Genomic DNA, 13879 nt, shown 5'->3' on the forward strand with positions numbered 1-13879 from the left:
ATGGTTAAAACATGATCGAGTTGGAAGAAGCACGAGAGAAAATGACCCAACATATGAAGAGTCAATGTGAAACAGAAGAAGTGGCGCTGCTTGATTCCTTGGGACGGATTAGCGGAGAAACCATTTTTGCAGAGACAGCGATTCCTCATTTTCCTCGTGCCGGGATGGATGGGTATGCCGTTCGTGCAGTAGAAACACGAGGTGCGACTGCTGAAAGCCCAAGTTGTTTAAAAGTCGTCGGTTCTTTAGTGGCAGGGGATTCCATGTTTTATTGTAATCAGACGAATAACTGTGCGATTAAAATAACAACAGGTGCTTTTATTCCAACCGATTTTGATGCTGTAGTGCCACAAGAATGGACGGATTTTGGGCAAGACCATGTTAAAATTTTTCGCTCTGTCACAGCGGGCCAAAACTATGCGGAAATTGGAGAAGATATTGCTTTTCAGCAAAAAATTTTAGCAAAACATCAACAGATTAATAGTCGTATGATTGGTTTGTTGGCAATGCAAGGGATTGATAAAGTTGTTGTTTTGAAGCGCATGAAGGTGGGGATTTTAGCGACCGGTAGTGAGTTAGTTTCTTTGGAAGAACCACTGTCAGTTGGGAAAATTTATAATAGTAATCTCTACATGTTAGCAGCTTTTGTCAAAGCGAGTGGTAATGAAGTAATTCACCTAGACCATTGTTCAGATGACCCTGAAGAATTAGCGAATAGGCTGATTGAGATTTCACCAAAACTTGATGTATTAATTACTTGTGGTGGTGTTTCGGTAGGTGAAAAGGACAATTTACCTTTAGCAATTAAACGTATCGGAGGAACAGAGTTGTTTCATTTTGTAAATATGAAACCTGGAACCCCAGTTATGGGAAGTAAATTTCAAGAAACACTCATTTTAAGCGTTTCAGGCAATCCGTTTGCGGCAATGGTTAATTTACATCTTTTTTACTGGACATTATTAGCTACTTTTTTTAATTGTGTCGAGTTAAATCTCAAGGAACGAACAGTAATTTTAGCGCATGAATTAGCACCAAGTAGACTACGTCGATTTTACCGAGCGAAAGAAATAGATGGCACAGTAAATTTAGTGACAAAAAGTCATCTTTCATCCAATTTATCAAATACTTTAGAAACAAATTGTCTGCTAGAACAACCAGCTGGTGTACTACTCAAAAAAGGCGCGCTTGTAAAAGTCTATTATTGGCAAACTTGATGACAACCTGACCTAAGATTAGTATGAAAGTAAGCCATCAGTCGAGTCGACTGGTGGCTTATTGCTTATCAAGTTTTAAGACTAAGACAAAAGTCTGGTCAGGCTAAGCAAAGCACGTAATTTTTGTCGCTTAACTTTTTTAACTTCGATTTCTCGCTAAAAAAAATTATGGATGCCAGATTGTTTTTTTGATGCAAGAGTGATACACTTGAAAAAGAAGTATTGTGTAAACGTTAACAAATGTCAAATGTGAGGTGGAGAAATGGTTCAAAGTAAGGAATTTACGCACTTGAATACACAAGGAGAAGTGCATATGGTTGATATTTCGGAAAAAAATGACACTGAAAGAACAGCCCTCGCTTATGGAGAAATTCACATGTTGGAAGTGACAGCAGAAGCGATCCAGACCCAAATGATTAAAAAAGGTGAAGTATTACAGGTAGCAAGATTCGCTGGGATTACCGCCGCAAAGCGAACGTTTGAATGGATTCCTTTGTGTCATTTAGTTGCTTTAACAAAGTGTGAAATTCAGTTTGATTGGCGCAATCAAACTTGTTTAGAAGTACGTTGCTTTACAAAAACAGTGGGTTCAACTGGCGTTGAAATGGAAGCGCTAACAGGTGTGCAGGCAGCACTCTTGACAATTTATGACATGTGTAAAGCAATTGATCGAGGAATGACAATGACAAACATTGGTTTATTAGAGAAAAATGGTGGACGTAGTGGTCATTTCATTCGTTCTTCAATTAAATCAAAGGAAAGTGATGAGTGAACAGCATGAAAGATGCATTTAACCGTGAAATTGATTATGTTCGTTTGTCTTTAACAGATCGTTGTGACTTACGTTGCACGTATTGCATGCCAGCAACAGGTCTTTGCTTTTTAAAAAAAGAACAGCTTCTAACAGATGATGAGATTATTTTTTTACTGAGGATATTAGCGAAAGAAGGCATCAAAAAAGTTAAATTAACAGGTGGTGAACCGCTTGTTAGACCAAATTTACTATCTTTAATTAAAAGGATAAAGCAAATCTCAAGCATCGAAAAAGTAACCCTAACGACTAATGGCATGAAGTTAGCTCATGAGGCTCAAGGATTAAAAGAGGCGGGCTTGGACGGCATTAATATTAGCTTAGACACTTTGGATCCAGAAGAATTTCGTGAAATAACAAGAGTTGGTCAGTTAAGGAATGTTCTGGCGGGCTTAGAACAAGCGATTGATGTGGGATTACCTAATATCAAAATTAATACTGTAGCTAGGAAAGAGCTAAGTGAAGCAACAATTGTAGAACTGGCTGAAATCGCTAAGAAAGAGACTGTGCATCTTCGTTTCATTGAAATGATGCCAATTGGATTAGGGAAGGAGCATCCAGGTAAGCAACAAGAAGAAGTAGAAGACATTTTAACCCAACATTATGGAACGTTACAACCATACCAAAAACCATTGGGCAATGGCCCTGCTAGTTATTACGCCTTAAAAGATTTTAAAGGAAAAATAGGTTTTATTAGTGCATTAGGGCATTGTTTTTGCGAGACGTGCAATCGGATTCGAATTACTGCAGACGGTCATTTAAAAACGTGCCTGCATTCTGCAGACGGCTACTCGTTAAAGGAAGCTTTAGCTATGGAACAAACAGCAGAATTGTTAGGGATTATCAAGAGTGGCATTGCCTGTAAGCCTGAAAAACATCTTTTCTTGGAACAACAAGGAGAACAACGATTTATGTCACAAATAGGAGGGTAAGTATGAAAACAGGAGAAATTATTGCAATAAATATTAGCCCGCGAAGAGGCACACAGAAAAAGGAAATTCCTGAAGTCAACTTAATTAAAGGTTTCGGATTAGAAAATGATGCGCACGGCGGGAATTGGCATCGACAAGTCAGTTTGTTATCTTTTGAAGAAATAACGGCTTTCAATGAAAAAGGAGCTCGGGTTGGCAATGGTGCTTTTGGGGAAAACATAATCGTCTCAGGGATTGATTTACGTCAATTACCTGTTGGAACGAAAATGAAAATAGGCGATTCCGAATTGGTGGTTACTCAAATTGGGAAAGAGTGCCATAAACACTGTCAGATTTACGCGCGAGTGGGCGATTGCATCATGCCTAGAGAAGGAATCTTTGCAGTCGTTGTGACAGAAGGTCATATTAAAAAAGGAGACCAGTTTGACGTTGTTTAAAGTGGGCATTGTAACGTTAAGTGATCGTTGCTTTCAAGGGCTTGCTGTCGACCAATCGGGTCCCTTGATTCGTGAACAGTTACCTGCGCTCTACCAGGTAACCAAACAAACCATTTTACCAGATGAAGAAAATCAATTAGTAGAGCTATTGCAAGAGTGGTCTAAGACCTGTGATTTGATTTTAACGACAGGCGGCACAGGGTTGAGTGAACGGGATCGGACCCCAGAAGCTACCTTACGTGTAGCAGAGCGAATCATTCCTGGGATCAGTGAGGGCTTGCGTCAACTTAGCTTGGAAAAAACACCATTTGCTATGTTAAGTCGAGGCGTTTCTGTTCAAAGAGGACGCACGCTCATTGTTAATTTGCCTGGTAGCCCGAAAAGTGTAACAGAACATTTGCATTTTTTGTTGCCTGTTTTGCCCCACGCTTTGGATTTAATCACAAATAAAAAAATCATACATGATGAGGAATAAACCATGAAAACAATTCGAACAGAAGAGGCAGTTGGCCTTCCATTGAGTCATGATATTACGCGAATTGACTATGGAAAGACCAAGGAAGTGTGTTTTAAAAAAGGACATATAGTTGTTCAAGAAGATATTCCAATTCTTTTATCATTAGGGAAAAAACATCTGTTTGTTGCCTTGGATCCAGCAGAAATACATGAAGAAGAGGCAGCGACATTTTTGTATAACCTGTTAACAGATGACTCATGTCAGCCGAGTGAAGTCCATGAAGGAAAAATTGTTGCTAAAGCTAGCACGAGAGGTCTTTTAAAAGTCAATCGAGAAAAATTAATTGCTTTAAATGAAATTGAAGGTCTCGCCTTGTCAACTAAAGTTACCAATATAGAAGTTCAGAAAGATGAAAAAGTTGCAGCCTTTCGAGTGATTCCACTAACAATTTCTAAAAGCCAATTAGAAAAGGCACGCCAGTTCAGCACGTCTGAGCCACTAATCTCTGTGAAACCTTTCAAAAAAATACGGGTCGGGATTGTAACTACTGGCAGTGAAGTTTACACAGGATTGGTTGAGGATGCTTTTTACCCTGTGTTAAAAGCCAAGTTCTCCGCGTATCCTTTAGTTACGATTGTCAAGCAAGAAATTGTCGATGATCAGCCGCAAAAAATTACTGTTGCGATCAAAAAGATGTTAGCACAAGGGCTTGATCTGATTGTTTGTACAGGTGGTATGAGTGTAGATCCTGATGATTTGACACCGTTAGCAATTAAGCAGACAGGTGCTGAAATCGTAACCCATGGGACACCAGTCTTACCAGGCTCAATGTTTTTGCTAGCTTATAAAGGAGAGCAAACGATCATTGGCTTACCAGGTGGTGTTTTATTTTCAGAAAAAACTGTTTTTGATTTGTTGTTACCAAGATTAATGGCCAAAGAAGTGATTAAAAAATCTGAAATTATTGACTTGAGTTATGGCGGGTATTTATAAAAGAAAAGAGGCGTTCAAATGTCTAAACAAAAAAAGACTGTGTTCTTGCTTAGTTTATTCAGTTTAGTTGCCCTAATTGCTGCATGTACAAATCAGCCGCAAAAAGAAACAGTTTCAACAAAAAAAGAAGAAATAACCCTTGCGGCAGCAGCTAGCTTAGAATCAGTCATGGAGAAGAAAATTATTCCAGCCTTTGAAAAAGAGCATCCAGATATTCAGGTAACTGGAACCTATGATAGTTCTGGAAAATTACAGATGCAAATTGAAAAAGGCCTAAAAGCCGATGTATTTTTCTCAGCTTCGACAAAACAAATGAATGCATTGGTTGCAGAAAAACTAATTAATAAAAAAAGTGTCGTTCCTTTATTGGAAAACCAGCTTGTTCTTATTGTGCCTAACCAAGATCAAGCAAAGTGGCATGATTTTTCTGATTTAAAAAAAGCCCAAATGATAGCAATTGGTGATCCTGCGAGTGTTCCAGCTGGTCAATATGCCGAAGAAGGCTTAAAAGCTTTAGGCGCTTGGTCTTATGTAGAAAAACACGCAAGCTTTGGCACGAATGTAACAGAAGTCCTTGAATGGGTAGCGAATGCAAGTGCAGAAGCTGGCTTAGTTTATGCGACAGATGCAGCAACCAATTCAAAAGTAGCGATTGTTGCGGCCATGCCTGAAGCTGCTTTGAAAAAGCCAATTATCTATCCAGTTGGTAAAGTTGCCGCCTCTAAGAAACAAAAATCAGCAGATGCTTTTTTAAATTTTTTACAGAGTCAACAATGCAGAAAATATTTTGAAAATATTGGCTTTAAGTTAACAAAGTAGGTGGGAAAATGGATGTTCGACCAATTCTTTTATCTTTTCAGACAGCAATAATCGCCATTTTATTTACTTTTGTTTTAGGAACAGGCGTTGCGTATATTGTTTTTCGTTTGAAAAATCGTAAATTAAAAATTCTTTTGAATAGTTTATTTACGTTGCCATTAGTTTTACCGCCGACTGTTTTTGGTTTTTTTCTCTTAACTATTTTTGGTGTTCAGCAACCAGTGGGCCAGTTTTTACTTGATTTTTTTGCCATTCAAGTTGTTTTTTCATGGCCAGCTACGGTTATTGCTGCCGTTGCTGTTTCATTTCCTTTAATGTATCGTTCAGCCTTAACGGCGTTTGAACAAATGGATAGTGAATTGTTGGCGGTAGCCCAGACACTCGGGTTTTCGGAAAGTCGATATTTTAGAAAAATTGCGTTACCTTTGTCGATGAACGGTCTCTTGGCCGGTGGCGTGTTAGCCTTTGCCCGCGGGCTAGGCGAATTTGGAGCGACGACAATGTTAGCAGGGAATATTGCTGGCAAAACAAGAACGCTTCCTTTAGCTATCTACTCTGCTGTAGCAAGTGGGGATTGGCGCTTAGCCAATCAATATGTTGTGATTATGTTATTACTTTGCCTGATTATTTTATTTTTTACGGAATTTTTTAGTCAGCGCGCTTGGAGAAGATCGGAATGAGATTAATTGTTGATATTCAAAAAGAATTGAAAAGTCATACTTTGCAAATTCAGTTTGAAACAAAGACGCAAACAACAGGAATTTTAGGTGCTTCTGGTTGCGGCAAGAGTATGTTATTAAAATGTATTGCGGGTGTTGAGACTGCGGATAAAGGTCAGATTGTTTTAAATGATCAAGTCTTATTCGATGCTGAACAAAAGATCAATTTGTCGCCGCAACAACGAAAAATTGGTCTTTTGTTTCAGCAGTATGCGTTGTTCCCTCATTTGTCGGTAGTAGAAAATCTGACGTGCGTGACAAAAGATTTACAATTGGTCACTCAATTGCTTGCGTCTTTTCACTTAACTAAAGTCCAACAACAATATCCTAGTCAACTTTCTGGAGGACAAAGACAACGAGTGGCTTTTGCGCGAATGCTAGCGGCTCAGCCGGCTTACCTGTTATTGGATGAGCCATTTTCCGCATTAGATGCACCCTTAAAGGAAGAGCTGCAAATTGAACTTCAACAGCGATTAAGTAATTTAAATCAACATGCCTTAATTGTGAGTCATAGTTTAGATGAACTGTATAAGTTATGTCAGAGTTTAGTGATAATCACAAAAAACCAAACACTTTTTGGTGCAACAAATCAATTATTTAACCAACCTCAAACGATTGAAGCAGCTAAACTCACTGGTTGTAAAAATATTTGGCCTGTCAAACGCATAGATACGCACAGAGTCCAAGTGATTGGTTGGCAACAAACACTAATGGTTACACAAGAAGTTCCTATTTCTTGTCATTCTATAGGTATTCGGGCCCATGATTTCACAACAGAACCGCAGGCAACCAATCAAATCGAAGTGCATCACTTACAAACATTGTCAGCACCTTTTGAACAAAGTGCTTGGTTTCAACACCAACAAACCAAAATTTGGTGGAAAGGCAGCAATAGACTCAATCCGAAAGTTATTACTCAGTTATCCATTCCACCTACAGCAATTATGCCATTATGTCTATAAAATAGAAAAAGATTACGTGAAGCGGTTGACATATGATTGCATCTTCATTTATAATAGATTCATGAAAGGTTATTCATGTAAACGGAATAATCGCTATTATATAGGGAGTGAAGGTGTTTAAATGCAAAAGAGTTATAAACTAGAAGGACTTGATTGTGCAAGTTGTGCAGATAAAATTGAAAAATCTGTCCAAAAAATTCACGGAGTAGAAAAAGCGCGTGTGGACTTCATGGCTGAAAAGATGACACTGGAAGTTGAATCAGGACATGATTTAGAAGTCGAAAATGAAGCGCGTGCAGTGATTGGTAAGTTAGAACCAGATGTCAAAGTTATTTCTTTAAAAGATGTCAAAGAAGAAGAGGGACGTAATCCAAATAAGAATCGCTTAATTCGTATCATTATTGCATTTGTTTTATTTTTAGCACTTATTATCATTAAGCCAAGTAATAATTGGGTTGCTTTGGCGTCTTATTTAGTCGTTTATGTCTTAATTGGTGGCGACATTGTCAAACGAGCGGTAACGAATATTTTTCGTGGGGAAGTGTTTGATGAAAATTTCTTAATGTCTGTGGCAACGATCGGGGCATTCTTTATTGGGGAATATCCCGAAGCTGTGGCAGTAATGTTGTTCTACCAGGTCGGCGAATGGTTCCAAAGTGCTGCGGTTGATCAATCCAGAAAATCAATTGCCAAATTAATGGATATTCGTCCAGATTCAGCAAATCTTTTAGTAAATGGACAAATAAAAGCGGTCGCTCCAGATACAATTGAAATTGGACAACAAATATTAGTGAAACCAGGTGAAAAAGTTCCATTAGATGGTCAAATTATTGATGGCTCAAGTATGGTAGATACCTCTGCGTTGACTGGTGAATCCGTTCCAAGAACGGTCAAAGTCGGCGATGAAATCTTAGGTGGTTTTATCAATAAAAATGGGGCCTTGACCATTAATGTTACGAAAAAATTTGGGGATTCAACAGTTAGCAAAATTTTAGATTTAGTTGAAAATGCTAGCAGTAAAAAAGCCCCTGCAGAAAACTTTATTTCTAAATTTGCTCGTTACTATACACCAGTTGTCGTTGTTTTAGCTGTCTTATTGGCAGTGATTCCACCATTTATTTTCCCTGATACTTCTATTAATGAATGGGTTTATCGGGCATTAACGTTCTTGGTTATTTCTTGTCCATGTGCCTTAGTCATTTCTGTTCCTTTAAGTTTCTTCGGTGGAATTGGCGGAGCCAGCAAACTAGGTGTTTTAATTAAAGGGAGCAACTATTTAGAAATTTTAGCGAATACGGAAACGATTGTTTTTGATAAAACTGGTACGCTAACAAAAGGAAATTTTGTGGTTCAAAACATAACTAGTGTTGTTTTACCTGAAGAAGAGTTGTTGCGTTTAACAGCAACAGCAGAACAATTATCCACTCATCCTATTGCTATTTCTATTAAAGAAAGCTATGGCAAAGAAACTGTTCCAGCAACAGCAATTGAAGAGGTTGCCGGACACGGTATCAAAGCCACAATTGAAGGTAAAACAGTTTTAGTCGGTAATGCGAAGTTAATGAAACAATTTGGTATCGAAGCACCAGAAGTGAAGGAAGCGGGAACTTTAATTTTTGTCGCTATTGATAATCAATTTGCAGGCTACTTAGTGATTGCGGATCAATTGAAACCAGACGCCATTTCAGCAATAAAAGAATTAAAAGCTGAAGGGGTCAAACAAACTGTTATGCTGACTGGAGACAATCAACAGGTTGCAGAAGCTATTGCAAAAGAAGTTGGTGTTGACAAAGTTTATGCAGAACTTTTACCAGATGGCAAAGTGGATCGTTTAGAAGAGTTGTTAAAAGCATCTTCACCTAAAAACAAAGTTGCCTTTGTTGGTGACGGCATGAATGATGCACCTGTTTTAGCTCGGGCTGATGTTGGGATTGCCATGGGTGGTTTAGGAAGTGACGCGGCAATTGAAGCTGCTGATGTGGTGATTATGAATGATGAACCAAGTCGTATCGCCTCTGCGATTAAATTATCAAGAAAAACATTGAGAATTGTTAAACAAAACATTATCTTTGCGATTGCTGTTAAAATCATTGTCTTGGTACTAGGTGCATTAGGCTTGGCTTCAATGCAAGCAGCAGTGTTTGCTGATGTTGGTGTAACTATTATCGCTGTTTTAAATGCTATGCGTTGTTTACGTGTAGAAAAGATGAAAGATAATAACTAAGCCTTAAAAAGTACAGCTGAAACAAACATTTTTAGCTGATTATCAGAGTTTGAGCGTGGGACAAAAATCACTTTGACTTTTTGTTTCACGCTTTTTCTCCTACACAATTTCTATTCGTTCTTAAATTGCCAGAGTTCTTGTAAAGAAATCTTTAAATTTTTCGCTTTGTGGCATATAATAAGAGAGAATTTGTACGAAAATTGCGCTTCGCTTTTTTTTCATGGTACAATAAGCAAGAATGGATTGATTTACAGGAGGGAACCTCAACATGGCATCAAATGAAAAAACACGATATAAAGCAATCATTGCAGACCATACGTATACAATTATTGGCCAAGAGTCAAAACAACATATGGATTTAGTCACAAAAATTGTCAACGAACAACTGGCGGAAATTAAACATCTTTCTCCGCAAACTGATACGGAACAAGCTTCTGTTTTATTAGCAATTAATGCAATTTCAGATCAACTAAAAAAACAAGAATATGCTTTAAAATTGGAAAAACAAGTAGCAGATTTAAAACAGAAAACCATTCGTTTGGCTGAATTAGAGAATCGTGTGCGCCGAATGGAAATTATCGAAGAAGAAGCACGGGATGTTTTGAAAAAGAATGGACAAGAAGATGTAGAAATTCATAATCATGTGGAAGCCCAACAAATTTTGAATGAAAATCGAAAACAGCAGATTCAAAATAAAGGTGTTTCGGAGTAGTTCCTGAAAGGATGACAAGATGTTAACAATACTTATTTTATTACTTTTAGCCTTTGGATTTTATACAGGAGCTAAACGAGGCTTGATTTTACAAGTGCTCTATTCGGTAGGTTACTTAATTTCATATTTTGTTGCTCGAACCTATTACAAAGAGGTCGCCTCTCATTTAGAATTGTATATTCCATATCCATCGGTTACGCCAACGTCAAAGCTTGTCTTTTTTAATCAAGAGATTTCTTTAGACTTGGACAAAGCCTTTTATTCAGCGGTTGCGTTTTTATTATTGCTGTTTGCAGGCTGGTTGGTCGTTCGTTTTTTAGCTATCTTTTTACATGGATTAACATTTATTCCAGTTTTGAAACAGGTAAATGGACTATTAGGTGGCGTATTAAGTGTTCTTGTGTTATACGTGGGTCTTTTTCTAGTGTTAGCTACGGCGTCAATGATTCCGTCAGATATTGTCCAAAATCAGTTTCGGTCAAGTGGCTTGGCACGAGGCATTGTAAAAAATACCCCAATTCTAACAAAACAAGCATATGAATTATGGGTTGAACCAATTACGAAATAAAGCTGAATGGGACTGAGATAGAGATAAGAAGTAAGTGAGCAAAGCGAAACTTCTTATGTTATGTCTCAGTCTTTTCAACAAATGAAAAAGTTAGAAAAGTAGGTGGAAAAATGAATCAGCGTATTCTATCAACATTAGGGTTTGATAAAGTAAAACAACAGTTGTTGCAATTTATTGTGACAGCTCAGGGGACAAACGAAGTTTCGGAATTATTACCGATTGCTGATGAAAATAAAATTCAATCATGGCTAAATGAAACACAGGATGGTTTAAAAGTTCAACGATTACGTGGTGGAATCCCCATTCCTAAATTAGAAAATATCCAACCACACATGAAACGGATTGAAATTGGTGCGGATTTAAATGGCATAGAATTAGCACAAGTAGGCCGTGTCTTGTCGACTACTTCAGAACTGACTCGTTTTTTTGATGAGTTAAGTGAAAATGAAGTTGATTTTGAACGTTTATATATGTGGCGAGAGCAACTAGAAGTTTTGCCTGAATTAAATCGCCAACTCAAACAAGCCATTGATGATGATGGCTACGTCACAGATGAAGCTTCGCCAGCCTTAAAGGCAATTCGGCAAAATATTCGACGTAGTGAGCAGACCATTCGAGAAGAACTAGATAGTATTATTCGTGGGAAAAACGCACGTTACCTTAGTGATGCCCTTGTTACTATGCGAAATGAACGCTACGTGATTCCAGTCAAACAAGAATATAAAAATATTTTTGGTGGCGTGGTTCACGACCAAAGTGCTTCAGGACAAACCTTATTTATTGAACCTAAACAAATTTTAGAAATGAATAATCGCTTGCGACAACAACAAATTGCCGAAAGAAATGAGATTACTCGCATCTTGGCAGAACTGTCGGCCGAGTTGGTCCCTTATCGCCGTGAAATTACGCATAATGCCTATGTCATCGGTAAACTTGATTTTATTAATGCTAAGGCACGACTAGGAAAAGAACTAAAAGCAGTTGTTCCAGAAATTAGTCAAGCAAATCATGTAGTTTTTAAACAAGCCCGGCACCCGCTATTGGATCCAGAAAAAGCTGTAGCCAATGACATTGTGATTGGAGAAGAATATCAAGCAATTGTGATTACAGGGCCTAATACCGGCGGGAAAACCATTACTCTGAAAACGTTAGGTCTTTTACAATTAATGGGTCAAGCTGGATTACCTATTCCAGTTGAAGAAGAGAGTAAAATGGGGATTTTTACAGAAGTATTTGCGGATATCGGGGATGAACAATCGATTGAACAAAGTTTAAGTACTTTCTCTTCACATATGACGAATATCGTGTCTGTCTTAAAGAAAGTCGATCATCAAAGTTTAGTACTATTTGATGAATTAGGTGCTGGGACAGATCCGCAAGAAGGGGCCGCTTTAGCGATTGCCATTTTAGATTCATTGGGTGCTAAAGGAGCCTATGTGATGGCAACAACCCATTATCCTGAATTAAAAGTGTATGGCTATAATCGAGCTGGAACAATCAATGCCAGTATGGAATTTGATGTAGATACCTTGAGTCCAACCTATCGTTTATTAATTGGCGTGCCTGGCCGAAGTAATGCTTTTGAAATTTCGAAACGTCTTGGATTAGACAACAGTATTATTGAAGCTGCAAAACAAATAATGGACGGTGAAAGTCAAGATTTAAACGAAATGATTGAAGACCTGGAAAACCGTCGCAAAATGGCCGAAACTGAATATTTAGAAGCTCGCCACTATGTCGATGAATCGGCGGCTTTGCATAAAGAACTGAAAGAAGCCTATCAAGTGTTTTTTGAAGAACGAGAAAAAGAATTACAAAAAGCGCGGAAAGAAGCGAATAAAATTATTGCAGAAGCGGAAGAAAATGCGGAAACTATTATTTCTGATATTCGCAAAATGCAATTGGAAAGTGGCCAACAAGGTGGTGTCAAAGAACATCAGTTAATTGATGCGAAAACACAACTTTCTCAATTACACCATGAAGAAACCAAGCTTGCTAAAAACAAAGTGCTGAAGAAGGCGAAAGAACAGAAAAAATTAAAAGCTGGCGATGAAGTAATTGTCAATACTTACGGCCAACGAGGGACCTTATTAAAAGACAACGGCAAAGGACAATGGCAAGTCCAATTGGGCATTTTAAAAATGAACGTATCTGAAGAGGATATGACGCCTGTCGCTCCACAAAAAGAAGCGAAACCAAGAGTTACAACGGTTCGTTCTGCAGAAAGCAGTCATGTTGGCACACAACTAGACTTACGTGGCAAACGCTACGAAGAAGCATTGGCAGAAGTTGACCAATACATTGATGCTGCGATTCTAGCGGGCTATCCACAAGTAACCATTGTTCACGGCAAAGGAACAGGTGCATTAAGAACCGGAATAACGGAATTTTTAAAAAATCACCGCAGTGTGAAAAGCTATGAATTTGCGCCACAAAACCAAGGTGGTAATGGTGCGACTGTCGTAAAATTCCAATAAATAAGGACTTACAATAAGTAAGCAGAACACTCGCTATCTTAGAGATGACGTGTTATACTAAGCATGTAATAAGAGTAAAGAGTAGGAGGTTTGTGAAATGACACAAGCAATTACCGATAAAGATTTTGCAACAGAAACAGATGAAGGATTAGTCTTAATCGACTTTTGGGCAACTTGGTGTGGCCCTTGTCGTATGCAAGCACCCATCTTAGAACAATTATCTGAAGAATATGATGAAGACGAAGTAAAAATCGTCAAAATGGATGTGGATGAAAATCCTGCAACACCAGCAAGTTTTGGAATCATGAGCATCCCAACATTGCTATTGAAAAAAGATGGCGAAGTTGTTGAAAAAGCAGTCGGTGTTCATACAAAAGACCAATTGCAAGCAATGATTGCCAAACACTTATAAACGTTGATTAGTCATTACGAATAGTCTGATTCAGTCTGAAGAGAAATCATTAGCGATTGTCTTTTCAGGCTGTTTCTTTCGTACATAAAGTAGCGGCTTTTTTTGTTTAATTACAAAAAGAGGTGTATAATAGACGAAGCAT

14 protein-coding genes are annotated in these 13879 nt (G+C 38.1%); all 14 read left to right on the forward strand.

Going from position 1 to position 13879, the window contains the following annotated elements; all coding sequences use genetic code 11:
- Positions 1-11 precede the first annotated feature (11 nt).
- A complete protein-coding gene (locus tag AB1I62_RS06865) occupies positions 12-1214 on the forward strand; it encodes a molybdopterin molybdotransferase MoeA (protein WP_104859317.1) in 1203 nt (400 codons plus the stop codon).
- Positions 1215-1476: 262 nt separating this feature from the next.
- Positions 1477-1986: a cyclic pyranopterin monophosphate synthase MoaC gene (gene moaC, locus AB1I62_RS06870; RefSeq protein WP_104859316.1), complete on the forward strand. Its 510-nt coding sequence runs from the start codon at positions 1477-1479 to the stop codon at positions 1984-1986.
- On the forward strand, positions 1983-2957 hold the full coding sequence (moaA, locus tag AB1I62_RS06875; RefSeq protein WP_367019137.1) for a GTP 3',8-cyclase MoaA: 975 nt from the start codon (positions 1983-1985) through the stop codon (positions 2955-2957). Before moaC ends, moaA begins: the two co-directional genes overlap by 4 nt.
- 2 nt (positions 2958-2959) lie before the next feature.
- Entirely contained in the window at positions 2960-3394 is a 435-nt protein-coding gene (locus AB1I62_RS06880) for an MOSC domain-containing protein (protein WP_367019138.1), read from the forward strand.
- Complete coding sequence (locus AB1I62_RS06885; RefSeq protein ID WP_002361756.1) at positions 3387-3869, forward strand: MogA/MoaB family molybdenum cofactor biosynthesis protein; 483 nt, start codon at positions 3387-3389, stop codon at positions 3867-3869. Before AB1I62_RS06880 ends, AB1I62_RS06885 begins: the two co-directional genes overlap by 8 nt.
- 3 nt (positions 3870-3872) lie before the next feature.
- Positions 3873-4844: a molybdopterin-binding protein gene (locus AB1I62_RS06890; protein WP_142956372.1), complete on the forward strand. Its 972-nt coding sequence runs from the start codon at positions 3873-3875 to the stop codon at positions 4842-4844.
- 18 nt (positions 4845-4862) lie between these two features.
- A complete protein-coding gene (gene modA / locus AB1I62_RS06895) occupies positions 4863-5663 on the forward strand; it encodes a molybdate ABC transporter substrate-binding protein (RefSeq protein WP_002357711.1) in 801 nt (266 codons plus the stop codon).
- A gap of 8 nt (positions 5664-5671) precedes the next feature.
- The gene (modB, locus tag AB1I62_RS06900; RefSeq protein ID WP_002357709.1) at positions 5672-6343 is read left to right on the forward strand and encodes a molybdate ABC transporter permease subunit; all 672 of its coding nucleotides are present in this window, start codon (positions 5672-5674) and stop codon (positions 6341-6343) included.
- Entirely contained in the window at positions 6340-7344 is a 1005-nt protein-coding gene (locus tag AB1I62_RS06905; RefSeq protein ID WP_010825216.1) for an ATP-binding cassette domain-containing protein, read from the forward strand. Before modB ends, AB1I62_RS06905 begins: the two co-directional genes overlap by 4 nt.
- Positions 7345-7465: 121 nt before the next feature.
- A complete protein-coding gene (locus tag AB1I62_RS06910; RefSeq protein ID WP_002357707.1) occupies positions 7466-9568 on the forward strand; it encodes a heavy metal translocating P-type ATPase in 2103 nt (700 codons plus the stop codon).
- A gap of 268 nt (positions 9569-9836) precedes the next feature.
- A complete protein-coding gene (gene zapA, locus AB1I62_RS06915) occupies positions 9837-10280 on the forward strand; it encodes a cell division protein ZapA (RefSeq protein WP_002357706.1) in 444 nt (147 codons plus the stop codon).
- A gap of 19 nt (positions 10281-10299) precedes the next feature.
- Positions 10300-10848, forward strand: a complete 549-nt coding sequence (locus tag AB1I62_RS06920; protein ID WP_002357705.1) for a CvpA family protein — start codon at positions 10300-10302, stop codon at positions 10846-10848.
- 110 nt (positions 10849-10958) lie between these two features.
- Positions 10959-13325 carry an endonuclease MutS2 gene (locus tag AB1I62_RS06925; RefSeq protein WP_002369462.1) on the forward strand — a complete coding sequence of 789 codons (2367 nt, stop codon included), beginning with the start codon at positions 10959-10961 and terminating at the stop codon, positions 13323-13325.
- A 97-nt stretch (positions 13326-13422) separates the two neighbouring features.
- Positions 13423-13737, forward strand: a complete 315-nt coding sequence (gene trxA, locus AB1I62_RS06930; RefSeq protein ID WP_002357703.1) for a thioredoxin — start codon at positions 13423-13425, stop codon at positions 13735-13737.
- Positions 13738-13879: the final 142 nt, after the last annotated feature.

This window comes from Enterococcus sp. AN402, from assembly GCF_040719405.1.
GTDB classification, from domain to species: Bacteria; Bacillota; Bacilli; order Lactobacillales; family Enterococcaceae; genus Enterococcus; species Enterococcus faecalis.